Here is a 23,551-nt window from a genome sequence, read left to right as displayed (position 1 = left end):
CGCCCCGTGGCCGGAGGTCGGTCCCGTGATAGAGCTTAGGCCTCAGTTCACGCAGCCCGCATGTGCCAGCGCCTGCTTCAGCAGCACTCCGTGGCCGCCCGGCATCTCGCTCTGCACCGCCGGCGACAGGGCCTCCTGGGGACTGAACCACACCAGGTCCAGCGCGTCCTGCCGGGGCCGGCAGTCGCCCGTCACCGGCACGATGTACGCCAGGGACACCGCGTGCTGACGCGGGTCGTGGTAGGGCGTGACGCCTTGCGTCGGGAAGTACTCCGCCACCGTGAACGGCTGGAGCGACGCCGGGACACGGGGCAGGGCGACCGGGCCGAGGTCCTTCTCCAGGTGCCGCAGCAGGGCGTCGCGGACCCGCTCGTGGTGCAGCACGCGGCCGGACACCAGCGTCCGGCTGACCGTCCCGTCGGGCCCTATGCGCAGCAGCAGACCGACACTGGTGACTTCGCCGCTGTCGTCGACGCGCACGGGCACGGCCTCGACATAGAGGATCGGCATGCGGGCGCGCGCCATCTCCAGCTCGTCGGAGGACAGCCAGCCGGGCGTGGTTTCGGTCATGTCAGACATCGCTTGATCATACTTTCAGCCGTTCGGACTTCCTGGGTAGCCGCTTCAGGAGAACTGTGACCGTCCACACGCCCGCTCAATCGTCCGCCGCCAGACCGTAGATCCGCAGGGCGTTCTCCCGCCCGGTCCACCTGACGATCCGCAGCGCGTCGGCCGGGGCCAGTTCGTCCGCGTCGACCCGCTGCTGGAGCAGCTCCGCCAGACCCTGCCGGAAGGCCAGCGCCCCCAGGTGGTGGAACTCGGGGACGCCGTAGGCGTCGGAGCTGTAGAGCAGTTTGCGGAACGGTGTGATCTCCAGGGCCTCCGCGAGGACCGCGCCGGCCCGGGCCGGACCGACGTGATGCAGGGTGAGGCCGACGTCGAGGTGGACCCGCTCGAAGACGGCCGCCAGGTAGGCGGCCTGCCGCTGGAAGGGCCAGCAGTGCAGCAGCAGGACGGGGATCGTCCCGGCGGTCAGCCGCAGCCAGTCCGTGAGGTGCGTGGGGTCGGCCCGGTCGAGGCGGAGGTCGCCGTCGCCGAAGCCGGTGTGCAGTTGCAGCGGCAGCCCGAGGTCGACCGCGGTCCACAGCAGGTGCCGCATGAGCACGGGGTCGTCGAACCGGCCGCCGCGGCCCAGCCAGCGGCGGGCGGCCGCGGTGACCTCCGCGTCCGGGGGGCGGGCCGGGTCCAGGTCGAAGCCGGTGCGGTAGGCGGCCACCGACTTCACGGCCACCACGCCGGGCCGGCGAACGGCCTCCAGCGCCGCCTGCCGGAAGGCCTCGGCGTACCCGTCCGGGTCCACGCCGGAGGCCGGCAGCGACTCCGCCACGGCCTCCAGCCGCACGACCTCGTAGGCCCGGCCGCCCGCGGCCTCGGCGATCTCGGACGGCGTGGTGAGGGCTTCGGGGGAGAACCCGGTGTCGACGCAGAAGACGCCGGTGCCCGAGCCGCGCAGGAAGCGCCGCCGCACCTCGCGCCACCCCAGGTCGAGGCGCCGGGCGAGGTAGTCGTCGGCGGAGGCGTGCCGGGGCAGGTCCAGGACGGGGGCGCAGTGCCGGCGGACGGCCAGCCCGACGGGACTGTCGAAGGTGGACACGCCCGGCCAGGTGCCGCCCTCGGTGATGAGGGCCTCGAAGGCCGGGCGGTCGAGGTCGGCGGTGACCGTGCCGTGGCAGTGGTGGTCGGCCAGCCGCAGCGCGTCGAGTGCCTCGCGGACCGCGCCCACGTCAGTACCTCCAGCGGTAGGCCGCCGCCACCCGGTCGTCGTCCAGCCCGTCGACCGCGTCGATCTCGCCGCGGCGCACGGCGGTCACCGCGTCGGCCAGGACCGGGCCGAGCGCGGCGCGCAGCACCTCGTCCGCGCGGAAGGCGTCCACGGCCTGCGCGAGCGACACCGGCAGCCGCCGCGCGTCCCGTGCCGCCCCCGGCGCCAGAGCCGGATCGCCGGTGGTCTCGCCGGGCAGCACCGCGCCGGAGGCCAGGCCGTCCAGCCCCGCGGTGATCAGGGCACCGAGCGCCAGATAGGGGTTGGCCGCCAGGTCGACGGGCTTGATCTCCAGGTTGGCCGCCCGGCCGCCGAGCCCCGCCGTCCCGGTGACGACCCGCAGGGCCGTCTCCCGGGTCTCCCGGCCCCAGGCGGCGAACACCCCCGCCCACTGGGAGGGCCTGAGCCGCAGGTAGCTGGCGGGGCTGGGCGCGGTGACGGCGGTCAGAGCCGGCAGATGCGCGAGCAGCCCCGCCGTGAACGACTCCGCTTCGGCCGTCATGCCGTACCGGCCCTCTCCGCCCGCGTACAGGCCTGCGCCGTCCCGCCAGGCGGAGAGGTGGACGTGCCCGCCGTTGCCGACGCCGCGCCCCGAGACCGCCGGGGCGAACGAGACCCGCAGCCCGTGCCGCAGGGCCACCGCCCGGATCGTCTGCCGCACCAGCACGCTGAGGTCCGCCGCCGCCACCGGGTCGGCGGCGCCCACGGAGATCTCGAACTGCCCGGGCGCGTACTCGGGGTGGACCTGCTCGACGTCGATGCCCTGGGCGGCGCACGCCGCGAGCAGCTCGGCGGTGCACGCACCCAGTTCGACCTGGCGTACCGCCCCGTAGGCCGGACCGGTCGTCGCCGGCACGAAGGCGTCGTCGGGGGCGTCGGAGCGGGCGAACATCCACTCGATCTCCACGGCCGCCTTGAACGTCAGCCCGTGCCGGTCGGCCGCGTCCGCGACGACACGCCGCAGGAAGGTGCGCGTGCAGCCGGGGTGCCGCTCCCCTTCCTGGGTGATCCGGTCGACGGGCGCCCAGGCCCAGCCGGGCTGGGCCGCCAGCACCACCAGCCGGGCAAGGTCCGGGTAGAGGCGCAGATCGCCGTCGGGGGAGCCGAGGACGTCGGTGGTGACGACCGCGTCGTGCGCGAGGAAGGTGTCGAACACCGGCGACATCCCGACACCCCAGGCCGCTGCGGACGCGAGCCGCGCCGTGGGGACGGTCTTCACCCGGGTGATGCCCGCGGTGTCCACATACGCCAGCACCACGCCGTGCACGCCCCGCGCGGCGAGCTCACCGCTCAGGGCCGTGGCCCGCTCGACGTCGCCGGGACGGCCGCCGGGCACCGGATCGGCCAGGGTGGTCATGGGTCCTCCTCGCTGCTCGGCCCCCCGCGGCCCGCCCCCGGGAAGGTCAGGGCTTCACGGCCACCGCGCCGTACTGCGGCACCAGCACGGCCGCACCCGGGGCGGCCCGCCACTGCCCGCAGGACACCAGACCCGGCTCCAGCAGCTCCAGTCCCTCGAAGAACGCGGCGATGTCGGCGCCGCTGCGGGCGGTGATCGGGGGAGTGGCGTTCTCGTTCCAGAACTCCATCGCCGGGATCTGGCCGGCGCCGCCGAGCTCGTCGTCGTACGTCGGGTGGGTGAGGACCAGGAAGCTGCCGGAGGGCACGGCGGCCATCACGCGGCGCACGATCTCGCGCGCCTTCTCGAGATCCAGGACGAAGTTGAGGATGCCCAGCATCATCACGGCGACGGGCTGCGTGAAGTCCAGGGTGTCCGCGGCCCGTTCGACGATGGCCTGCGGGTCGTGCACGTCGGCGTCGATGTACGCGGTGACGCCCTCGTGCGTGCCGGTGAGCAGCGTGCGGGCGTGCACCAGCACGATCGGGTCGTTGTCGACGTAGACGATGCGGGAGTCCGGCGCGATGCGCTGGGCGATCTCGTGGGTGTTGTCCGCGGTCGGCAGGCCCGTGCCGATGTCGAGGTACTGCCGCACCCCGCGCTCGTCGGCCAGGAACGACACGGCCCGGCCCAGGAACTCCCGGTCGGCCCGGGCGATGTCCCGGATGATCGGGAACATGCCGGCGACGTGCTCGCCGACCTGCTGGTCGACCTCGTAGTTGTCCTTGCCGCCGATCCAGTAGTTCCACACGCGCGCGTTGTGCGCCACACCGGTGTTCAGCCGCGCCGATCCTCCCGAAGGGGTGTGGCCATCACTCACGACTCGTCCTCTCCTCGCCCGAACGACCCAGCGGTCATGGCCGCCATTGTGCCGCTCCGGTGATCACGGTGTCCCGCGAATCGGGGAGCGGGCACGGCGGACGAAGGGGAGAGCTCCGAGGGGGCCCGGCCGGTCCGCGGCCGTGCGCCGGCTAGTCGGTCGGGCTCGCGGCGGGCGACTTGCCGGCCAAGACGTCCTGCAGGCGCTGGGTGCCCTGCTCGACGGCCTGCTTGGTCGAGTCGTTCTCGTCCCCGTCGAGGCCGCCGGCGGTCACGGTGATCGCGTCGTCGCCCACACGTACGGCGGCGACGTCCAGGGTGAGGGTGGCGGGGTCGCCCCCGGCATCGCCCTGCACGGTCACGCGCAGGCCCTGCCGGGCGTCGCCGACGCCGGGCAGCGAGGTCTCGACGACCTGGACGGTCCGCTTGTCGCCGCCGTCGGTCACGGTGAACTGGTCGCACTTCTCCGGCAGGGTCGACATCCAGGTCAGGGAGTCCTGCGGGTCGGTGCGGTCGTAGGAGGCGACCTGGTACAGCAGGCGGGAGTCGCCCTGAACGAAGCCACGCAGGGCGGAGGCGCCCGAGGGCCGGCCCAGCAGGTCGTCGTCGAACAGGGAGTCCATCAGGCGCTGGCAGTCGGCGGCCTGGTTCTTGCCGCTGATGAAGTCGTTGACGTCGACCTTGCCGATGAGCAGGTTGTCGTGCCAGTTCTCGGCCTCGGTGTCCTTGACCTGGGTCCAGTCGTCCTCGATGTCCGCCTCGGTGATCAGCGCGGTCCTGGCGCCCTCGGTGCTGAGGGTGGCGGTGGGGGAGGGGGTCTGCCGCTCCCCGGCGACCTGCGAGGCCTCGACACCGGTGACGCGCGTGCCGCCTTCCGTGTCCCCGCCGTCGGAGCAGGCGGCGGTGGTCAGCAGCGTGCCCGCCGCCAGCGCGGTGGTCAGGGTGCGGACGAGCCGGGGCGATCGACGGGTCATGGGCAGTGCCTCCTGGGGACGTGGCGCGTGTCCCCAGCGCACCACCGGCACGGGCGCCCCACCACCGGCGCCGGACCGTTCGGGTGAGCGGGGCGGTTGGACTCCCGCCCGGGCGCCAGCCGCGCGGGGCCGGGCCGGGGGAACTGCCGTTCCCGCAGGGGGGCTTCGTGGCCGGGCGGGCCGGTCAGCCGCCGAGGCGACGTCCGCCACGCCCTTGCCGACGGCCGCGCGGACCAGCGCGGTGGCGAGGACGGCCGGGTCGGTGTCGCCGGCCAGGGCCACGAGGCGCTCGGGCTCCCGCGGCAGGCCGAGCCGCTCGGCGCCCTGGAGCGCCTTGGCGTCCAGGAAGGGGGCGACGTCCGGCCGGACGCCCTGCACCTCGCGCAGGAAGATGTCCGCGCCGGCCGGCCCCATGCCCGGGAACTCCTGGAGCAGACGGCGCAGTTCGGCGACGTCGCCGTCCGCCTCCCGGTGCGGCTTGCGGAGGTCCCCGCCCCACCTCTCGTTCACCAGCAGGGCACCGTCACCGAGTTGGGTGGCGGTGCGCTCGTCGTAGCGGCGGTAGCCGCCCCGGCCGAGCGCGTCCACCCGCTGCTGCCAGGAGGCCGCCGCCGTCCGCCGCGGGTCGCGCAGCCCCGCCTCGTGCAGGGCACGGGCGGCGGCCGTTCACAGGTGCTGCCGACGCCCTGCGCCATGATCCGAACGGCAGACCCCGGTGCCGACCCACGGCTCACGGCTTCAGCGGATCGTGGCCGAGCGTCATCAGCCGGTGGCGGCGGCGGGTGTCGGCGTCCGTCGTCTCGGGCTCGGGCTCGTTCTCCGGATCGGTCTGCTCGTCGACCGTGTCGACGACCTTCCGCATGACCCGCAGGTCGTCCTCGGTCAGATCCGTGCGCCGCTTCTGCAGGATCGCCAGGACGTGCTGCCCGGTGTCGGTGCCCGCCTGTTCGGGCAGCGGTTCGGTGTCCTCGCCGGCGTCCCGCACCCGCAGCCAGGCCGCGAGTTCCTGCGAGGTCATGTTGACCGCGCGGTGGAAGTCCTCCCACAGCGCGTCGAGTTCGAGGGCGTCGGTCATCGTCTGCCCCTTCCGTGCGTATGTCGGTGCTTCACGCCGGCCGGGGGTGCTCAGCCCTCGGCCGGGACGTTCTCCGCGACGAACATCCAGCGCTGCTTCTCCAGTTCGGCGGTGATGGAGATCAGCAGGTCCTGGGTGACCGGGTCCGCCTTCTCGGTCGTGTCGATGCGCTCGCGCAGCCGGGCCACGGCGTCCTGCAGCGCGTCGACCATGACCTGCACGGCGTCCGCGTCGCGCACCCAGCCCTCCTCCGGGGCGGGCAGCGTGAAGGCCTTGGCGACCGTCTCCGGGCGGCCGTCCGGGGACACACCGAGGGCGGCGGACCGTTCGGCCACCGTGTCGGCGAAGTTCCGGGCGGCGGCGACCAGTTCGTCGAGCTGGAGGTGGATGGACCGGAACCGCGGCCCGACGATGTTCCAGTGCGCCTGCTTCCCGATCAGCGACAGACCGAGCAGATCCACCAGGGTGTCCTGGAGGGCCTCGCAGGAGACCCGTCGGGCCTCGTCGGGCAGGGTGCTCCTGAGAGCCGTCATAGGGCGCTTCTCCTTCTCGCGTCGTTCGTCCTCTTCCTGAGCAGTGCGTCGCGCTCCTCCTCGCAGGTGCCGCCCCACACGCCCGAGGCCTGTCCGTTGCTCAGCGCGTAGGTCAGGCAGGCGTCGGTGACCGGGCAGCGCGCGCAGACGCGCTTGGCGGCCGTGACGTCCCGCACGGCGGGCCCCGCCGTGCCCACGGGGAAGAACAGCTCGGGGTCCTCGTCCACGCAGGCGGCGCTCCGCAACCACTCCATGGACGCGCGGGTGCCCCGGGCACACCGGTGCAAACTCGGATACGGAAGGCCCGATCCCGGCGAGGCGACCTGCGATACCGCCGTGCGGGCGCCCCGTCACCCCCGAATTCTTCACAGGAGGCCCGGCAAGGTCTATAGTCCGAAACTAGCGGTGCTAATTAACCGGCGGTGTGAGGAGTCCTCTCGTGCGTCCCGTCCACTTCGCGGCCGCCCGCCGCACCCCGATCGGCAGACTCCGCGGTTCCCTGTCCACGGTCCGGCCCGACGACCTCGCCGCGAGCGTCGTCCGCGCCCTGGTCGCCGACGTGCCCGCCCTGGACCCCGCCCGGATCGACGACGTCTACTGGGGCGCGGCCAACCAGGCCGGCGAGGACAACCGCAACGTCGCGCGCATGGCCGTCCTGCTCGCCGGCCTGCCCGAGTCCGTGCCCGGCGCCACCGTCAACCGCCTGTGCGCCTCCGGCCTGGAGGCCGTGACCACGGCAGCCCGCACCATCGCCGCCGGTGAGGCCGACATCGTCGTGGCGGGCGGCTCGGAGTCGATGAGCCGCGCCCCCTTCGTGCTGCCCCGTCCCGACGAGGCCCTCCCGCACCGCATGGAGACCGCCGACACCCGCCTCGGCTGGCGTCTGGTCAACCCGGCGATGCGCGACCTGCACGGCCTGCTCGCCATGGGCGAGACGGCCGAGGAGGTCGCCACCCGGTACGGCATCACCCGCGAACGCCAGGACGAGTTCGCCCTGCGCAGCCACCGGCTGGCCGCCCTGGCCCGCAAGAACGGCCACTTCGACGACGAGCTGCTGCCCGTGGAGCGGCCCGACGGGGTCCTCGTCGACGCCGACGAGAGCGTGCGCGAGGACACCTCCCCGGAGAAGCTGGCCCGGCTGAAGCCGGTCTTCCGCGAGGGCGGCACGGTCACCGCCGGCAACGCCTCGCCGATGAACGACGGCGCCGCCGGACTCCTCCTGGTCAGCGAGGAGGCCCTGAACGACCTGGGCCTGGAGTCCCTGGGCCGCTACGTGGCCGGCGCCTCCGCCGGAGTCCACCCCGACGTGATGGGCATCGGCCCGGTCCCCGCCACCCGCAAGGTCCTCGCCCGCGCGGGCTGGAGCATCGGCGACCTGCAGGAGGCCGAGTTCAACGAGGCCTTCGCCGCCCAGGCCCTGGCCTGCGTCGACCAGCTCGGCATCGACCCCGAGCGGGTCAACCCCAGCGGCGGCGCCATCGCCCTCGGCCACCCCCTGGGCTGCTCGGGCGCCCGCATCCTGACGACCCTGCTGCACCGGATGCGGCGCACCGGCGCGGAACGGGGCCTGGCCACGATGTGCGTCGGCGTCGGGCAGGGCAGCGCGGTCCTCGTCGAACGCCACTGACCGCGCCCCGCGGGTCCGAGGTGCGCGGTCACCGGGCGAGACGGCCCTCACCCCCGTCGACCCGGTGCACATAGCATCGGTGTCCGCATGAACACCATGACGCTCTGGCACCTCACCGGCTGGGAGTTCGCCGCCCTCGCCTTCGCGGCCCTGCTCGTCGGTTTCTCCAAGACCGCCGTCAGCGGGGCCAACACGGTCAGCCTCGCGATCTTCGCCGCCGTGCTGCCCGCCCGCGCCTCCACCGGGGTGCTGCTGCCGGTGCTGATCGCGGGGGACCTCCTGGCCGTCGCCACCTACCGGCGGCACGCGCACTGGCCCACGCTGTGGCGGCTGTTCCCCGCGGTCGCGGCCGGTGTCGTCGTCGGCACCGTGTTCCTGGTGTGGGCCGACGACGCGGTCGTACGGACCTCCATCGGCGCGATCCTGCTGCTGATGGCGGCCGTGACGGTCCGCCGCAGGCGCACCGCCGACGCCGGGGCGGACCCGGCGCCGGTCACCACCCGGGCCGGACGTCTCAAGGCCCGCTCCTACGGGGTCATGGGCGGCTTCACCACCATGGTCGCCAACGCGGGCGGCCCCGTGATGTCGCTGTACCTGCTGTCCGCCGGCTTCCGCAAACTCGGCTTCCTCGGCACGTCGGCGTTCTTCTTCCTCATCGTCAACGTCTCCAAGCTGCCCTTCAGCGCCGGCCTCGGCCTGATCGACGGCCGCTCCCTGCTCCTGGACCTGGCACTGGTGCTGTTCGTGGTGCCCGGCGCGCTGCTGGGGAAGTGGGCGGTGCACCGGATCGACCAGCGGCTGTTCGAGCAGCTGGTCATCGCGGCCACGGTCGTCGGCGGCCTGCAACTGCTGCTGCGCTGACCCGGGACGCCGGACGGCCGCCCCCGTCACCCTCCGGGACGCCGGCCCGCGGGCCGGCGTCCCCGCCGGCTCACCGCAGCCGCGGCGCGCGGACCGCCGCGTCCACGGAACGGCCCTCGCGCTCCAGCTCGCCGGCCAGCTTCCGGGCCCACGCCGCGACGCCCTCGACGTCGATGCCGTGCGGCCGGGCCCGCCCCGACGCGGACGCCCACGCACCGGCCGCGCCCGCCCCGCGCCGCAGCAGCCGTGCCCCGCCGGTGAGGTTGCCGCGCGCCGCGTGCGTCAGGCCCACGGCGAGCTGGGCCAGTCCCCGCCACAGCTCCCGCTCCTCGTCAGGCCCCGACTTCCACGCGTCCTCGAAGACCTCGTGCGCGTGGAACGGCTTCCCCTCGTCGAGCAGCCGCTGCGCCTCCCGGACGGTCTCCTCGGGTGTGCGGACCACCCCCTCCGGCTGCCGGGGCACACCCTCGCTGCCGTACGGCAGGGGCCGGCCGAGGCCGTCCCGGGGCCGGGCGTTGCGGGCCCGGCCCTCGCCGTCGCGGTCCCGTGCGCTGCCCGCGGGCTCCGGCCGGGTCTCTCCTGTGCTGCCCATAGGCCGATTGTCCCGCGCGGCCCGTTTTCGGCGCGGCCAGGGGTGTGGGGTAAAGTGCTGTCCGCGCGATCACGCCGGTCACGGCGGGTGGCGCGCACCGGGACGTGGCGCAGCTTGGTAGCGCACTTGACTGGGGGTCAAGGGGTCGCAGGTTCAAATCCTGTCGTCCCGACGGTGTGAAGGCCCTCGCGGGCGGATGCCCGCGAGGGCCTTTTCTGTGCCCCATGTGGCCGGCCGGACCACTCCGGGCCCGCCAAATCAGCCCGCACGTACTCGACTTGGAGCGGGCTACGGAACGCAGACCCCAGGCCGGGCGGCGGGCCCGGCCGGACACCGCGCAGCGAGAAGGCCGGGGCCGGGCGTGGGACCGTGGAGGGAGACGGGCGTCCTGCCCGGGCACACCGGGGCAGCAGGGGGCCCGAACCTCCCAAGAGGAGCATCGGCCATGACCACCCACCCGGCCCACCCCGGCGCCCGCTCGATCAGGATCACGCCCGAGGGCCTGCTGTGGGAGCCCAGCGAGCGCTGGGTGCGCGGACGCGCGGGCGGCACCACCGTCGTCGACAGCCGGCACCCGCTGCTCGTCTGGGAGCCGCACCTGCCCGTGCCGCAGTACGCCTTCCCGCGCGAGGACGTCCGCACCGACCTCCTGCGCCCGGCGCAGCACCCGCCCACCGGCAGCCACACCGGCTCCCAGGTCTTCCACGACCTGCACGTCGAGGGGCGGGTACGGCCGAACGCGGCCTGGACGTTCCCCGCCGACGACCTGGCCGGGCACATCGCCTTCGAGTGGTTCCTGCGCGCCGACACCGGCCTCGACCACTGGTACGAGGAGGACGAGGAGATCTTCGTCCACCCGCGCGACCCCCACAAGCGCGTCGACGCTCTGCCGAGCAGCCGGCACGTGCGGGTCGAGGTGGACGGGCAGGTCGTCGCCGACAGCGGCGCCCCGGTGCTGCTCTTCGAGACGTCCCTGCCCACCCGCTACTACCTGCCGCCCGAGGACGTCCGGCTCGACCTGTTCGACGCCACCGACCACAGCACCGGCTGCCCCTACAAGGGCACCGCCTCCTACTGGTCCTGGCGCGGCGGGGGCGACGTACCGCCGAACGTGCTGTGGAGCTACCCCGAGCCCCTGCCCGCGGTGGCGGCGGTCCGCGGGCGCCTGGCCTTCTTCGACGAGGCCGTGGACATCGTGCTGGACGGCGAGCGCCTGGAGCGGCCCACGACGCCGTTCAGCCGGATGCTCCGGACGGGGGGCCGCCCTTGAAGCCGTCGAGCAGGGCGTCGAGGCCGGCCGCGAGCCCCTCGGGGCCGCCCGGCTCGGCGAGCGCCGCCGCGCTCTCCCGCAGGGTCGGCAGCTCCTTCGGCGACAGCCGGTGCACCCCGAGCCGGAAGGCCGGCTCGGTCTCGTCCGGGTTGTCCACCACGGGGCGCAGCTCGACGGAGACATAGCCCAGCAGCCAGGCGGTGAAGGCGCGGAACAGGCCCGCCGCGGCCTCCTCCTCGAACCCGGCGCCGCGCAGCAGGGCCAGCACCCGCTCGTGGTCCCGCAGCACCGCGGCGGGGCGCCGCGCCAGCGGCACGGCCAGCAGACGCGTGGAGAGCAGGGGCACCGCGTGGGGGTGGGTGAGGCACACGTCGTAGGTCGAGCGGGCGATCCGGTGCAGACCGGCCCGCCAGTCCCCGCCCGTACCGCCGTCCGAGGCGAGCCGCTCCTCCAGCTCCAGGTAGAGGGCCTCGACGAGACCGTCGAGCAGGGAGTCCTTGCTGGGCGCGTACCGGTACAGGGCCATGGCCTCCACGCCCAGCTCGGTGCCGAGGCGGCGCATGCTCAGCGCGGACAGGCCCTCCCGGTCGACCAGCTCCAGGGCGCTGGCCAGGACGCGCTCCCGGCTCAGCCGGCCGTAGCGGCCGCGGTCGCCGGCGCGCCGGGCCTCCCGTGGTCCGCGGCCGTTCGCCATGCTGCCTCCTGGGTGAGCGGAAGGGACGTCCCGGGCGGACGCAGGACGACTCCTACGACGTACACATACACGATCCGGGCCGAGTCGCACCTCGACCCGGCGGCGCCGATGATGGGAAGAAGCGGCACGGGGCATGCGCGGGCATCTGGCGGAAGGGAGTGCCGGGTGACGCTGACCGAGGAGCTGAGAGGGCTGCTGCCCTTGCGTCCGGCCCCCGTGCTGACGCGCCCCGCCGACGCACTGACGGCCCGCAGGCTGGCGGAGTCGCTCGGCGACGGTGACCCGCGCCTTCCCCGGCGGACGTTCTCCGACCTGCTCGTCTTCCGGCTCGACGGCGCGGAGCGCACGGCCGTGGTCAAGCACCCCCGCAGCCGGCGCGCCGCCGCCTCGCTGGCCCACGAGTGCGATGCCGTGCGCCGGCTGGGGCAGGACGACCGCCTGGGGCCGTGGCGGCAGTTGCTGCCCGTCGTGGAGGAGGACCGTCCGGACGGTCCGCTGCCGCTGGTGGTGGAGTCCTGCCTGCCCGGGGTCGGGGCCGACGCGTATCTGAGGCACGCGCCGCGGCAGGCGTGCCGGGTCGCCGAGTCCGCCCTCGCCGCGATCAGCGCCCTGCACCGGGCCACCGGCCGGACGGAGGACGTCACGCACCGGACCGCCGGCTGGGTCGAGCCCCGGCTCGACGTCCTGGCCCGGGAGGTCCGCTGGTGCCGCACGGGCGAGGGCGCGCGGGCCCTGGCGGCCGTGCGCGGCCTCCTGGAGAGCGAACTCACCGGCCGCCGCCTGCTGGTGGGATGGACGCACGGCGACTTCCACCCCGGCAACCTGCTGCTCACGGCGGACCGCGGAACGCCCTCCGGAGTCATCGACTGGGCAGGGGCCGTGCCGGACGGCCCGGCCCTGCTCGACTGCCACACCTTCGTGCTGACCCTGCGGCACCAGCTCACCGGCCGGGAGTTCGGCGCCGTCGTCGCCGACGTCCTGCGGCGGGCCCGGCTCAGGCCCGCCGACCGGCGGCTGCTCGCCGGAGTGCGGGCCGTGCAGCCCGGGCCCGGGGCGGAGACGGCCGCCGCGCTGCTGACCTGGCTGTGGCACGTTGCCGGCAACCTGGAGAAGTCTCAGCGGTACGCGCGCAGCCACCGCTGGGTCGCCGACAACGTGGTGGCAGTCCTCGCCGAGGTGCCCGCACCCGGCGGCGTCCCGGGCGTGTCGGGGGCGCGTCCACGACCGAGGGGGAGGACACCGTGAACGTGGCCGCCGAGCTGCCGGCCGCCGTCTCGGCCGGCCGCGCGCAGGTGACGACCCCGGCGCCCCGGGAGATCTGGTGGGACCTCGCCGAGCGCGACGCGGATCTCTCCGTCACCCAGACGCCGGCCTGGCTCGACTGCCTGTGCGCGACCGGGCCCCACCGGGACGCCAGCCGCCTCTACGCGTTCCCCGGCGGGGGCCTGGTCGTCCTGCCGCTCGTCAGCCGGGGGAGGCGGCCCCGCCGCCTGGACGCGGAGGAGTCCTGGCCGGCCGGCTGGGGGATCGGCGGGCCGCTGGCCTCGGCGGGCGTGGGCCCGGACCAGGCGCGGGTGGTCTTCCAGGACCTGGCCCGCCGGCCCGCCCTGAGGGTCGCGGTGCGGCTGCGTCCGCAGGGCGCCGAGCTGTGGGCAGGGGCCGCCGGCGGTGCCTTCCGGCTCGAACCCCACACCACCCAGGCGATCGACCTCGACGGCGGGTTCGGCACGGTGTGGCGGGACCGCTTCCACCAGCGGGTCCGGCGGGACGTCAAGCGCGCCGAGAAGGCGCACGTGGACGTGGAGGTGGACCGGTCCGGCCGGCTCGTCCCCGTCTTCCAGGAGCTGTACGACCGGTCGATCGATCGCTGGGCCGTGCAGCAGCACGAGCCCCGGACGCTGGCCCGGTGGCGCAGACGGCTGGAGTTCCCGCCGGAGCGGCTGGCCGCCGTGGCCGCACGCTTCGGCGCCTCGTGCTCCCTGTGGGCGGCCTGGAACCGCGGGGAGCCCGCCGCCGCCCTCGTGGTGCTGCGCCACGGCCCGCACGCCAAGTTCTGGCGGGCGGCCATGGACCGGGAGGTGGCGCACCCGGTGCGGGCCACCCCGCTGCTGTACCGCCTGGCCATCGAGGACGCCTGCGAGCAGGGATGCCGGACCTTCGACCTGGGGGAGTCCGCCCCGGGGTCGTCGCTGGAGCACTTCAAGGCCGGGTTCGGGGCGGTGAGCCGGCCCTCCCCGCGCTACTGGCGCGAAACGCTGCCGGTCTCCGCGGCCGAGCGGTCGCTGCGCACCGCCGTCAAGCGGGCGATCCGCTTCCAGGACGCCTGAGGACCCCGCTCAGCCGTCGCCCTTCCAGATGTCCAGCGGCTCGGCCTCCGCGCTGTGGCCGAGCGGGTCGAGGCCGTAGGCGTCCAGGAGGGTGCGCAGCAGCCCGTACAGGTTGTTGGGCTGGTCGTGGTCGCCGGGCTCGACCCGTTCACCGACGACGACGGTCGGGATGCGGTTGTCCTCGTCCTCGCCCCCCTCGTCCTCGTCCCAGGTCACCACGAGCAGGCTGTTGTTGGTCATGGCCCACTCCGCGTAGTCCCCGAGGTTCTCGCGCAGCCAGGCGTCGGCCCGTTCGACCCCGCCGTCGTGCATGTCGTTGTCCAGGTTCGGCACGACGAACGAGACGTCCGGCAGCTTCGAGAAGTCCTCGGGGAAGTCCGTCCACGGGCGGTTGACGGAGTCGGGCAGGTTGGTGAAGTTGACCCACGGCGCGTGCCGGCGCACGTAGGGGCCGCTGGTGCACCCCTCGAACCCGGTCCTCGGCAGGCTCTCGGCGTAGCCGGTGAAGGTCAGGCCGTCCTGGATCAGCCGGGAGGCGAGGTTGCGGGACGAGAACTCGTTCGGGCAGTCGTCGTCCACGCCCTGGGTGGAGCCGGAGAACAGGGCCAGGTAGTTGGGCTGACTGGGGTGGGTGATGGCGAAGAACTGGGTGAGATTGGCGCCCTTGCGGGCCAGTTCGTTGATGAACGGGGCTTCGGGGGAGCCGATCACGTCCTCGTAGCCGCGGTTCTCCTCGACCACCACCACGACGTGGTCCGGGCGCGGGACACCGCCGTCCCCGCCCGAGGATCCGCACCCCGCCACCGGCGCCAGGAGCGCCGCGGCCGCGACGGCGACCAAGGCCTTGCGCAGGCGGCGCACCGGCCGGGACGGCAACCTCACTGCTGGTGTCACGGCGCTCCTCCGACGCTCGCCCGCTCGCGCTGCCACTCGCACTGAAGGGCAGTAACGTAATTTTTAGCACTTATGCCGCATATGGGTCGGCATGGATCGCTGGTGTGTGCCGTTGAAGGAAGCGCCGCGCGGGCACTTCCCCGGCCCGGTCGTCGTACCCGCTGTGCGGGAGGCATCTCCATGGGCAAGCGTTCGCCGCTGACGGCGGGTCAGTGGGCGCCGCGTGCCACCCCGGAGACGCGGCGGCCCGACGAGAGGGCGGCCGGTCCGCCCGCGCGGGAAGCGGCGGCATGGCAGTGGGCGGCACGGGCCGCCCTGCCCGTCGCCCTCGTCCTGTGGCTCCTCTCCCTGCGCCACGTGAACCTCGGCGCCATGACCGACCTGGGCCTGCTCCAGGTGCTGCCCGTCCTCTTCTGGATCGCCCTCGGACTGCTCGTCCTCGGCTTCTGCGCGGCCCTGTCCGACCGGCGCACCCACGGCGGCTGGTTCGTCGCCTACGTCCTCGGACTCATCGCGGTCCTGCACGCGACCCCGGCCCTGCTGTACCCGACCCTGCGCTACGGCTGGGCCTGGAAGCACGTCGCGGTCGTCGACGCCATGATCCGCAACGGCGGCAGCGTGCCGGGCGCCGAGAAGCTCGACGTGTACGACCAGTGGCCCGGCTTCTTCCACCTCAACGCGCTGGTGGTGCAGGCCACCGGCCTGGAGTCGTCCCTCGGCTACGCCGTCTGGGCGCCGCCGGTGACCAACGCCCTGCTGATCGCGCCCCTGCTGCTGATCTACCGCTCCGTCACCACCGACCGGAGGCTGATCTGGGGAGCCGTCTGGATCTACTACTCCTGCTCCTGGGTCGGGCAGGACTACTTCGCCCCCCAGGCCTTCGCCTTCCTCCTCTTCGTCACGCTCGTGGCCCTGCTGACGAGCCAGCTGCGGGCGTCGGCGCAGCGACCCCCGGGCAGCGGGGGCAGGGCGTGGCCCCCCGGCAGGTTCCTGGCCGTCGTGCTGATCATGGCGGTGATCGTCTGCTCCCACCCGCTGACCCCGCTCATGATGATCAGCGCGCTGGTGGCGCTGTCGCTGCCCCGGCGCAACAGACGCGTGCTGCTGCCGGTCCTGGGCGCCGGGGTGCTGCTCACCGTGGCCTGGGACGCCACCGTCGCCCGGCCCTTCGTCTCGGCCAACCTCAGCGAGTTCGTCGGGGCCCTGCTCGAACCGGACTCCAACGTGGTGTCCGGACTCGCCGCCCTCGGCACCGCCGCGCCCGGGCAGGTGCAGGTCTCCTGGATCGACCGGGGCCTGTCCGCCGCCGTGTTCCTCCTGGCGGCCGTCGCCTTCGTCCGGCGGCGCTGGACCCGCCGCACCGGCATGCCGCTGCTGGTGGTGGCCCCCCTGCCGGTCCTCGTGGCCAACGCCTACGGCGGCGAGATGATCTTCCGCGCGTACCTGTTCGCGCTGCCGGCCGCCGTCCTGCTCATCTCGGCGCTGCTCTTCGAATCCCGCAGCCGTCCGCGCCTGCGCGTCTTCGCCGTCGCCCCGGTGCTGCTGGCGATGCTCGGCGGGCTGCTCTTCGGCTACTACGGCAAGGAGTCCGCCAACTACTTCACCAAGGACGAGGTGGCGGCCACCCACTTCGTCACGGCCACCACACCGCCCGGCTCGCTCATCGTCTCCCTCACCTCCGACGTGCCCGGCCTGGAGATGAACTACGACAAGCACCCCCGCGTGCAGCTCAACGAACAGGAGCTCGCGGTGCGCGAGCGGCTGGTCAGGGATCCGATCGAAGGGCTGGAGCCGTTCATCGACGGCGCCACCGAGCGGGAGCCCGCCTACATCGTGCTCAGCCGCGCCCAGGCCGCCGAGTGCTACCTGAACGGCACCCTGCCCGCCGACACCATGCAGCGGATGGACACCGCGATGTCCAGCACCTGGGGCTTCGTGCCGGTGTTCCGCAACGAGGACGCCGTGGTGTACCGCTACCAGAACCCCGACCGCGCGGAGTCGTCATGACCACGCTACCCGCCGGCCTCCCCCCGCGCTGGAAGGCGCCGTTGCGCATCGGGCTCGCACTGTCCGGCTGGATCGCCCTGGCGGCGGTCAGCCTCCTGCCGGACGCGGGCGTCCTGCGCCTGATCGTCGTGTGCGTCTTCCTGTTCCTGTGCCCGGGCATCGCCGCCGCGCGCTGGTGCGGGCCCTCGCCCTGGCGCGCGGGGAGCCGGCCGTTCGCCCTCGAGAGCGCGTTCCTGCCGGTGGCGCTCAGCCTGTGCCTGGACGTCTTCGTGGTGGTGCCGTTCTACCTCGGCGAGGCCTACAGCACGACCCGGGTGCTCGGCACCCTGGCGGCCCTCACCACCGTCCTGGCCCTGCTCCCCGTCCCCGGCACGCGCCGTCCCGGCGTGCGGCACGGCGGGCCGGGCGACGGGACGGCGGGCGGCCGCGCGAGCGACGCCGTCCGGACCGGGGAACGGCGGTAGCCCGCCATGCCGGTGCGACGGCTGCGAACCGCCCTGGCCGCCGCGGCGGCGGCCCTCGTGCTGACCGTGGGCTGCGGCGCCGCCGACCGGGAGCAGCCCCCCAGGCCCGAGCCGGTCCCGCGGGACTGGAAACTGACCTTCCGTGACGAGTTCGACGGCACGGAACTCGACACCGACCGCTGGGCCACCTGCTACGACTGGAACCAGGACGGGTGCACCAACAGCGGCAACGACGAGGAGCAGTGGTACCTGCCCGGCCAGGTCTCGGTCGGCGACGGGCACCTCAGCCTGAACGCCGAGCGGCGCTCCACGCGCGGCAGCGACGACAAGACCTTCCCCTGGCGTTCGGGCATGGTCTCCACCGGCCGCGACGACTGGTACGCCGAACCCCGGCACGTCTTCACCTACGGCTACTTCGAGGCCTCCGTCCGCATCCCCGCCGAGGCCGGCATGTTCCCCGCGTTCTGGATGATGCCGGCGTCGAAGTTCACACCGCCCGAACTGGACATCATGGAGTTCCTGGAGCGCACCGACCGGGTGATGATGTACGCGCACTGGCGCAGCCCGGACGGCGACCAGCGGGCGCGGGCGGGTTACGGGCCCGTGGACTTCCCCGCCAAGCACCACGTGTTCGCCCTGCTGTGGACCCCGGACGAGGTGAGCTGGTACGTCGACGGCGTCCGCAGGTTCCGGGTGACCGAACCCGAGCGGATCCCGCACGTGCCCATGGAGGTCCTCATCAACCTCGCAGTCGGCGTGCCCGATTCGCCTCCCCGGTCGGTGGACTCCGCCCGGATGACCGTGGACTGGGTGCGGGTCTGGCAGCGGTGACGGCCCGTCAGCCGGTGGTCGTCGGCAGGGAGAGGTGGGGGTGGTGGAGGCCCGCCCGCAGCCTCCGGTAGCTGCGCCACACCCGGGTCCGGGTCCGTTCGGGGAACGGCGCGACCGGGGCGCCCCTGCCGTCGACCCAGTCCAGGTACCGGTCCCGGGGGGTGTCGGCGCGCACCATGAGCCGGGCCACGCGCAGCGGCTCGTCCGCGGCGGAGCTGAAACCGTGGCGGACGGCCGCCGCCGAGACCCAGCCCGCCTCGCGCACCGACCGGCGGACCGGGCGGCTGGAGTAGCCGTGGGGGTAGGCGAAGGCGTCCACACGGTGCCCCAGAGCGTCCTCCAGCCGGGCCTTGCACCCGGCGATCTCCCCTCGGGCCGCGCTCCGGGGGAGGGCGTCCAGCTGGGGATGGCTCACGGTGTGGCCGCCGATCTCGAAGACCTCGTCCAGCTCGCGCAGTTGCGGCCAGGTCAGCATCGGGGCCGGCGGCAGAAGACTCCCGTCCCGTCCCGGCCGGGACGGATCCCCGAGGGCCCCGGTGGTGACGTACAGCGTCGCCGGCAGGCCGCGGGCCGCGAGCAGGGGAGCCACCGTGGAGTGGAAGTCGGCGAACCCGTCGTCGAAGGTCAGCACGGCCGAGCGGGGCGGCAGGGGCGGGCCGCCGCGCACCGCGTCGAGCAGCCGCCGCAGCGGGACGACCTCCACGCCGTGGTCCGCCAGCAGGTCGAGGTGCTCGGTGAAGACGCGGGGCGGCACGGTGAACGGGGCGATCCAGGCGGGCGGTTCGTCGCACACCGAGTGGTACAGCAGGACGGGGACGGGCCGGTACCTCATGCGGGCCGCCGCCTCACGGTCACGGGGCGGGCCGGGCCGGGGCCGGCCGCGAAGCGGGCGCGCACGGACCCGACGGCGTACCCCAGGGCGGTGGCGCCGGTCCCGAGGGCCAGTGCGAGGAGCCTGCGCGCCCCCGCGGGCCGGCCCGGCCGCAGCGCCTCGCGGACGGCGCGCGGCAGGGTCCGTGCCAGGTAGGCGCGTTCGCTGGACAGGGCGGCGGAGCCGTTGCCGTACCGGGCCACCAGCGCCTTGGACAGGCCCTCGGCGTAGCAGCGCGACCGGAAGTAGGACCAGGTGGCACGGGCCGCGGGGACGCGGTGGCGGACGGCTGCCGCCGGGTCGTGCAGCAGCACGGCCTCCGGGCGGCGGGCGGTGACGCGCAGGCACAGTTCCGTCTCCTCGCAGCCCAGGGGCCGGGTCCCCACCCGCCCCAGGTCCGTGCGGAAGCCGCCGGCCGCGAGGAGCTCGGCCCTGCGGAAGGACATGTTGGCCCCGATGAAGTTGCGGACCGGTGCCCTCCGCTCGGGCAGCCCGCGGTACGAGCAGCCCACCACCCAGTCGAACTCCGGGGGGAACCAGGGCGGACGGTCCGTCTCCCACCACGGCACCACGAGTCCGCCCACTCCGGCGACCCGCGGGTCGCGGTAGCCGGCCAGCAGGCGCTCCGCCCAGGAGGGATGGGCCGTCGCGTCGTCGTCGAGGAACGCCACCACGTCCCCGACGGCCGCCGCGACACCCGTGTTGCGGGCCCCGGACAGGCCCTTGCGCTGCGCGTTGGGCAGCACGCGCACGCCGTGCAGCATGCGCCCGGCCAGCCGCTGGAGCTCCGGGCAGTGGTCGACGACCAGGACGACGTCGTCCGGGGGGCGGCGCTGGGCCTGGACGGAGGCGATGGCGGACTGGATGTCCTCCCAGCGGTCGAGCGTGTACGCGCACACGACGACCGAGAGGGTCGGTGCGGTGGTCATGAGGTCCTCCCGGAAATCACGGCGTGCTCCCGGACGCGGCGACCAGCCAGCGGGACCGGAAGATCAGCAGCGGTGCCGCGATCAGGCATTCGGCCGCCAGCCAGGCGAGGCCCGCCCCCGTCACGCCGAACACCGGCAGCAGCGCGTGCACCAGCCCCAGCACCAGCACGCACAGGGCGATCTGCAGTCCCACCACCAGCCGCATCCGGCGCCGGGCGCGCAGGACGTCGACGGCCACGCTGAACACCAGGTTCGGCAGCGCCGACAGGGCCAGCAGGCGCAGCAGGGTGGTGCCGTGCTCGGCGTAGCCGGGGCCGAACAGCCGCAGGATCCACGGTGCCCCGACGACGATGACGGCGACCCCGGCGGCCAGCAGCGTCCCGGAGTGGCGCAGCACGCGCAGCCCGTGCTCCGCGAGCCGCTCCGGGCGGCGCACCACCTCCACGACCAGGGAGCTGCCCATGTTGCGCACGACGAGGAACAGGACGTAGCCGATGATCCAGGCGAGCGAGTAGTAGGCGCTCTGCTCCGCTCCGAGCGCGTTGAGCACCATCAGCGGCACGAGGGTGTAGGCGGCCATCCGGAACAGGGAGCCCGTGTAGTCGGCGGCCGCGTAGCTGAGCAGCCGCGGCGGGCGGACGGCCTCGGGGTTCTCCCGCTCGTGGTGGGGCACGGCCCGGCGCAGCAGGAGGTAGTTGGCCACGATCAGCGAGACCAGCAGGCCTCCCGCCCAGGAGAGCAGGATGCCGGTGGTGAGGGCCAGGACGGCCCCGCCGGCCAGCAGGGCGATCTTGGTGACGGCGAAGACCAGGTTCTCCGCGACCACCCAGCCGGGGCGGCGCATCGCCGTCAGCGCCCCGTCCTGCAGCACGAAGACGGTGTAGGCCGCCGTCGCGGCCACGAACCACAGGGCGACCAGCGGGTCGCGCAGGAAGGCGAGGTCGGGCGCGAGGGCGGGGACCAGGAGGACGAAGACGAGGCAGACCACGGCGCTCCAGAGGGCGGTCACCGCGTAGCAGGTGAGCAGCAGTCTGCGGGTCTGCCGGCCGGAGCAGGGCAGGAACCGGATCAGGAAGTCGTTGAGGTTGAGCTGGCCGATGTTGGCCAGGAGCAGGGAGGCGGACAGGGCGGAGTAGCTCACGCCCACGACCTCGTCGTCGTACCAGTGCGTCGCGAACAGCCAGAAGACCGCGCCGACTCCGGCGTTGACCAGCGAACCGACCGCCAGCAGGTGGCCGTTGCGCACCAGCGGCTCGCTGGGCAGCACCCGGGCGATCCCGGTCCGCACCGCGGTGGTCAGCGATCGCGTCCGGCCCGCCGCGTCGGCGGCCCCGGGCGGGCCGGCTGTCTCCTGGGGGGCGTACACGGTTCCTCCTCAGGCGGCGGGGCCGCGGGCGCGGTTGCGGTGGCGGCTGCGGAGGTAGCCGACCGGCCCGTACAGCAGCCCGCGCAGCTCCAGCAGGGCGAGCCTGCGCGAACGCGCGGTGTCCGCCCGGGCCTTGCGGCGGGCCTGGGCCAGGGCGTGTCCCACGCCTCGGGGGAGCCTGCGCAACAGGGGCCAGATCATGCGGGGTTCGTGCACCAGGGCGCCGGTGAGGTAGGCCCCGAGCCCGGCTCCGTAGCCGAACGCCTGGGCTTCCAGCGCGTCCCGGGTGCGCCGGTGGCGGTGCCAGACGATCGCGTCCGGCCGGTAGGCCAGGGTGTGGCCGGCGGTCAGGATCCGGAAGAAGGCGAGCAGGTCGTCGCCGCCGTGGGCCGGGGTGCCGGTGCCGGTCGCCGGGTCGAAGCCGCCGAGGGCCCGCAGCGCGGTGGCGCGGAAGGCCATGTCGGTGCCGGAACCGAAACGTCCCGCCGTGAAGGGGAACAGGGGGTCGTCCGGCGGGTGGCGCAGCGACCAGGTGCGGGGTGCGCAGCCCTTGCCGAAACCGCCGTGGCGCTCCAGGGCCACCTGGGCCGCGGTGTCCAGTTCGGCCGGGACGATGAGTCCCGTGACGCAGGCGATCCGCTCGTCGTCGGCGAAGGCGCCGGCGAGCGCGGTGAGCCAGCCGGGGTCGGCCAGGGTGTCGTCGTCGGTGAAGGCGGCGATCTCGCCGCGGGCTTCGGCCAGGCCCCGGTTGTGGGCGTGGGCCAGTCCGGGCACCGGCTCGCGCACGTAGCGGACCCGGCCCGCGTAGTGGTCGCGCACCAGCCGCTCCGCCGCGTCGTCCGCCGGGGCGTTGTCCACGACGATCACCTCGAAGCGCGGATGGTCCTGCCGGAGCAGGGAGTCCAGGCAGTCCCGGAGCATCGCGGGCCGGTCGTGCGTCGCGACGACGACGGAGACGGGCCGGGCGGCGGGTGCGCCGCGGGCGGCTGGGGCGGTCTCCGGCAGCGCGAAGCGCCGCCGGGCGGTGTCCGCCACGGACCGCCACAGCTCCTCCGCCGTGCCGTCGCGCTCCCCCTCGGCGTGGACCAGGCCCAGCGGGCGCCCGCGCAGCCGCACCAGGGCGAGCACCGGGGGCTCGGGGCGGAGGTACCCGGGCCGTCCGGGCGCTCGGAACCGGTACGGCCGCTCCAGGTCGACGTCGACGACCTGGGCGGGGCTGCCGGCCGGGAGGCGGGTGGCCGCCGGCGGGGGCCCGGTGACGGTCACGCCGGGTTCCCGTGCGCCGTGCGACGGGCTCCGGGGCGTTCCGACAGCAGGGTGCGCAGGACCCGCCGGCCGTCCGAGACGGCGTGCAGGTTGGAGCGGCCGCTGCGGCGGGGGAGTTCGAGGCTCGGGACCTCGGCGATGCGCAGGCCGGAGCGCAGGGCGTGCGCGATCATCTCCGTCTCGATCTCGAAGCCGGAGGAGTGCAGGTCGAGGTCGTCGAGGAAGTCCCGGCGGAAGGCGCAGAAGCCGTAGCAGAGGTCCGTCAGCTTCGCGTCGTAGAGGTGGTTGACGGCGGCCAGCAGCACCTGGTTGCCCAGGCGCCGGACGGGCGTGATGTCCAGGGACCCGCCCCCGGCGATGAAGCGCGACCCCTTGACGAAGTCGAAGCCGTTGTCGAGGAAGTGCAGGTAGTGCGGGATCTCCCCGGGCAGCATGCTGCCGTCGGCGTCCATCATCACGATGTGGTCGCCGGTCGCGGCCAGGAAGCCGGTGCGCAGGGCGTTGCCCTTGCCGGGGCCGCTCTGCTCGATGTGGCGGACGGTCGGCAGGCACCGGGTCGCCATGTGCACCGTGGCGTCGGCGGAGTCGCCGTCGACCAGGATGACCTCGTCGACGCAGTCCGGTATCTGCTCGAAGACCCAGGGGATGTTGCGCGCCTCGTTGCGGGCGGGGACGACCAGGCTCACGGTGGCGCGCGGCGGGGGGCGGTCCCCGGACCGGCGCAGGGGGTGGGCCGTGCGGTCCGGCTGCTCGGTGCCGTTGCCGGCGGTCGGGGGCAGCCAGGAGGGGTGCTGGGTCAGGTGATGCGTGTGGTTCATGGTGCCGGTGTCTCCCCGGTGAAGCGTCCTCACGGTGAAGACGCCATATATTTACGGCGTATACGTACATATTGCCCCTTTTGCCCCGCAGGTCAAGGGGGGGTCCGGGCCGTAC

At 74.2% G+C, this 23,551-nt stretch carries 24 protein-coding genes, 1 tRNA gene and 1 pseudogene; 9 read left to right on the top strand and 17 right to left on the bottom strand.

All coding sequences use genetic code 11. The features are described 5' to 3' along the window. Positions 1 to 42: 42 nt before the first annotated feature. The 9 genes and pseudogenes from ACFYWG_RS04850 to ACFYWG_RS04810 all read right to left on the bottom strand — a co-directional run bounded on the left by ACFYWG_RS04850 (position 43) and on the right by ACFYWG_RS04810 (position 6,873). On the bottom strand, positions 43 to 570 hold the full coding sequence (locus ACFYWG_RS04850) for an NUDIX hydrolase family protein (protein ID WP_376324995.1): 528 nt from the start codon (positions 568 to 570) through the stop codon (positions 43 to 45). Between the two features lie 85 nt (positions 571 to 655). Continuing rightward, the gene (locus ACFYWG_RS04845) at positions 656 to 1,783 is read right to left on the bottom strand and encodes an amidohydrolase family protein (RefSeq protein WP_389199299.1); all 1,128 of its coding nucleotides are present in this window, start codon (positions 1,781 to 1,783) and stop codon (positions 656 to 658) included. 1 nt (position 1,784) lies between these two features. Next, positions 1,785 to 3,179, bottom strand: coding sequence for a glutamine synthetase family protein (locus ACFYWG_RS04840; protein ID WP_389199297.1), 1,395 nt, complete (start codon positions 3,177 to 3,179; stop codon positions 1,785 to 1,787). 46 nt (positions 3,180 to 3,225) lie between these two features. Continuing rightward, positions 3,226 to 4,038 (bottom strand): SAM-dependent methyltransferase, encoded by an 813-nt coding sequence (locus ACFYWG_RS04835; RefSeq protein WP_385416779.1) that lies wholly within the window; start codon positions 4,036 to 4,038, stop codon positions 3,226 to 3,228. Between the two features lie 151 nt (positions 4,039 to 4,189). Next, the gene (locus ACFYWG_RS04830; protein ID WP_389199469.1) at positions 4,190 to 5,011 is read right to left on the bottom strand and encodes a hypothetical protein; all 822 of its coding nucleotides are present in this window, start codon (positions 5,009 to 5,011) and stop codon (positions 4,190 to 4,192) included. Between the two features lie 201 nt (positions 5,012 to 5,212). After that, a pseudogene (locus tag ACFYWG_RS04825) lies at positions 5,213 to 5,674 on the bottom strand (endonuclease); the annotation flags it as partial. 67 nt (positions 5,675 to 5,741) lie between these two features. Continuing rightward, positions 5,742 to 6,086: a DUF3140 domain-containing protein gene (locus ACFYWG_RS04820; protein WP_376324612.1), complete on the bottom strand. Its 345-nt coding sequence runs from the start codon at positions 6,084 to 6,086 to the stop codon at positions 5,742 to 5,744. A 50-nt stretch (positions 6,087 to 6,136) separates the two neighbouring features. Continuing rightward, positions 6,137 to 6,619, bottom strand: a complete 483-nt coding sequence (locus ACFYWG_RS04815; protein ID WP_376324615.1) for a Dps family protein — start codon at positions 6,617 to 6,619, stop codon at positions 6,137 to 6,139. Beyond that, positions 6,616 to 6,873 (bottom strand): WhiB family transcriptional regulator, encoded by a 258-nt coding sequence (locus tag ACFYWG_RS04810; RefSeq protein WP_383511244.1) that lies wholly within the window; start codon positions 6,871 to 6,873, stop codon positions 6,616 to 6,618. Before ACFYWG_RS04810 ends, ACFYWG_RS04815 begins: the two co-directional genes overlap by 4 nt. 185 nt (positions 6,874 to 7,058) lie before the next feature. On the opposite strand from ACFYWG_RS04810, the gene ACFYWG_RS04805 reads away from it, so the two are divergent. Both ACFYWG_RS04805 and ACFYWG_RS04800 read left to right on the top strand, forming a co-directional pair. After that, complete coding sequence (locus tag ACFYWG_RS04805) at positions 7,059 to 8,246, top strand: thiolase family protein (protein ID WP_383511242.1); 1,188 nt, start codon at positions 7,059 to 7,061, stop codon at positions 8,244 to 8,246. Positions 8,247 to 8,333: 87 nt separating this feature from the next. After that, positions 8,334 to 9,107: a sulfite exporter TauE/SafE family protein gene (locus ACFYWG_RS04800; RefSeq protein WP_389199292.1), complete on the top strand. Its 774-nt coding sequence runs from the start codon at positions 8,334 to 8,336 to the stop codon at positions 9,105 to 9,107. Between the two features lie 70 nt (positions 9,108 to 9,177). On the opposite strand, the gene ACFYWG_RS04795 is transcribed toward ACFYWG_RS04800, so the two are convergent. Further along, positions 9,178 to 9,699: a DUF309 domain-containing protein gene (locus ACFYWG_RS04795; RefSeq protein WP_389199290.1), complete on the bottom strand. Its 522-nt coding sequence runs from the start codon at positions 9,697 to 9,699 to the stop codon at positions 9,178 to 9,180. A gap of 98 nt (positions 9,700 to 9,797) precedes the next feature. Here ACFYWG_RS04795 and ACFYWG_RS04790 point away from each other — a divergent pair. Both ACFYWG_RS04790 and ACFYWG_RS04785 read left to right on the top strand, forming a co-directional pair. Then, a tRNA-Pro gene (locus tag ACFYWG_RS04790) sits at positions 9,798 to 9,871 on the top strand. A gap of 273 nt (positions 9,872 to 10,144) precedes the next feature. Then, positions 10,145 to 10,969: a DUF427 domain-containing protein gene (locus ACFYWG_RS04785; protein ID WP_389199288.1), complete on the top strand. Its 825-nt coding sequence runs from the start codon at positions 10,145 to 10,147 to the stop codon at positions 10,967 to 10,969. Here the strand turns inward: ACFYWG_RS04785 and ACFYWG_RS04780 are convergent. After that, a complete protein-coding gene (locus ACFYWG_RS04780; protein WP_389199286.1) occupies positions 10,935 to 11,663 on the bottom strand; it encodes a TetR/AcrR family transcriptional regulator in 729 nt (242 codons plus the stop codon). The genes ACFYWG_RS04785 and ACFYWG_RS04780 overlap by 35 nt on opposite strands. Positions 11,664 to 11,828: 165 nt before the next feature. Between ACFYWG_RS04780 and ACFYWG_RS04775 the strand changes: the two genes are divergently transcribed. Together ACFYWG_RS04775 and ACFYWG_RS04770 are read left to right on the top strand one after the other, a co-directional pair. After that, complete coding sequence (locus tag ACFYWG_RS04775; protein ID WP_385416796.1) at positions 11,829 to 12,908, top strand: phosphotransferase family protein; 1,080 nt, start codon at positions 11,829 to 11,831, stop codon at positions 12,906 to 12,908. Beyond that, the gene (locus ACFYWG_RS04770; protein ID WP_389199284.1) at positions 12,905 to 13,990 is read left to right on the top strand and encodes a GNAT family N-acetyltransferase; all 1,086 of its coding nucleotides are present in this window, start codon (positions 12,905 to 12,907) and stop codon (positions 13,988 to 13,990) included. The genes ACFYWG_RS04775 and ACFYWG_RS04770 overlap by 4 nt, the downstream gene beginning before the upstream one ends. 9 nt (positions 13,991 to 13,999) lie before the next feature. On the opposite strand, the gene ACFYWG_RS04765 is transcribed toward ACFYWG_RS04770, so the two are convergent. After that, positions 14,000 to 14,884 (bottom strand): alkaline phosphatase family protein, encoded by an 885-nt coding sequence (locus ACFYWG_RS04765; protein WP_383506279.1) that lies wholly within the window; start codon positions 14,882 to 14,884, stop codon positions 14,000 to 14,002. A gap of 180 nt (positions 14,885 to 15,064) precedes the next feature. On the opposite strand from ACFYWG_RS04765, the gene ACFYWG_RS04760 reads away from it, so the two are divergent. Genes ACFYWG_RS04760 through ACFYWG_RS04750 form a run of 3 tightly spaced genes read left to right on the top strand, consistent with a single transcriptional unit; the run spans position 15,065 to position 18,186 of the window. Further along, positions 15,065 to 16,891 (top strand): glycosyltransferase, encoded by a 1,827-nt coding sequence (locus ACFYWG_RS04760; protein ID WP_383506276.1) that lies wholly within the window; start codon positions 15,065 to 15,067, stop codon positions 16,889 to 16,891. Continuing rightward, positions 16,888 to 17,355: a hypothetical protein gene (locus ACFYWG_RS04755; RefSeq protein ID WP_383506273.1), complete on the top strand. Its 468-nt coding sequence runs from the start codon at positions 16,888 to 16,890 to the stop codon at positions 17,353 to 17,355. The genes ACFYWG_RS04760 and ACFYWG_RS04755 overlap by 4 nt, the downstream gene beginning before the upstream one ends. Before the next feature lie 6 nt (positions 17,356 to 17,361). After that, on the top strand, positions 17,362 to 18,186 hold the full coding sequence (locus ACFYWG_RS04750) for a family 16 glycosylhydrolase (protein ID WP_389199281.1): 825 nt from the start codon (positions 17,362 to 17,364) through the stop codon (positions 18,184 to 18,186). Positions 18,187 to 18,193: 7 nt separating this feature from the next. Here the strand turns inward: ACFYWG_RS04750 and ACFYWG_RS04745 are convergent, their stop codons facing one another. From ACFYWG_RS04745 to ACFYWG_RS04725, 5 genes are read right to left on the bottom strand one after another with little or no spacing between them, the layout of a single operon-like run. Next, positions 18,194 to 19,018 (bottom strand): polysaccharide deacetylase family protein, encoded by an 825-nt coding sequence (locus tag ACFYWG_RS04745; protein WP_389199279.1) that lies wholly within the window; start codon positions 19,016 to 19,018, stop codon positions 18,194 to 18,196. Next, positions 19,015 to 19,986: a glycosyltransferase family 2 protein gene (locus tag ACFYWG_RS04740; protein WP_383506265.1), complete on the bottom strand. Its 972-nt coding sequence runs from the start codon at positions 19,984 to 19,986 to the stop codon at positions 19,015 to 19,017. Before ACFYWG_RS04740 ends, ACFYWG_RS04745 begins: the two co-directional genes overlap by 4 nt. Positions 19,987 to 20,002: 16 nt before the next feature. After that, on the bottom strand, positions 20,003 to 21,352 hold the full coding sequence (locus ACFYWG_RS04735; RefSeq protein WP_389199277.1) for a lipopolysaccharide biosynthesis protein: 1,350 nt from the start codon (positions 21,350 to 21,352) through the stop codon (positions 20,003 to 20,005). Positions 21,353 to 21,361: 9 nt separating this feature from the next. Next, entirely contained in the window at positions 21,362 to 22,618 is a 1,257-nt protein-coding gene (locus tag ACFYWG_RS04730; protein WP_389199275.1) for a glycosyltransferase family 2 protein, read from the bottom strand. After that, positions 22,615 to 23,436 (bottom strand): glycosyltransferase family 2 protein, encoded by an 822-nt coding sequence (locus ACFYWG_RS04725; protein WP_376324655.1) that lies wholly within the window; start codon positions 23,434 to 23,436, stop codon positions 22,615 to 22,617. The genes ACFYWG_RS04730 and ACFYWG_RS04725 overlap by 4 nt, the downstream gene beginning before the upstream one ends. Positions 23,437 to 23,551: the final 115 nt, after the last annotated feature.

The organism is Streptomyces sp. NPDC003456, from assembly GCF_042878735.1.
In the GTDB taxonomy this organism is placed as follows: domain Bacteria; phylum Actinomycetota; class Actinomycetes; order Streptomycetales; family Streptomycetaceae; genus Streptomyces.
Note: the sequence above shows the minus strand (reverse complement) of the source record. Positions and strands in the feature narration are given on the sequence as shown.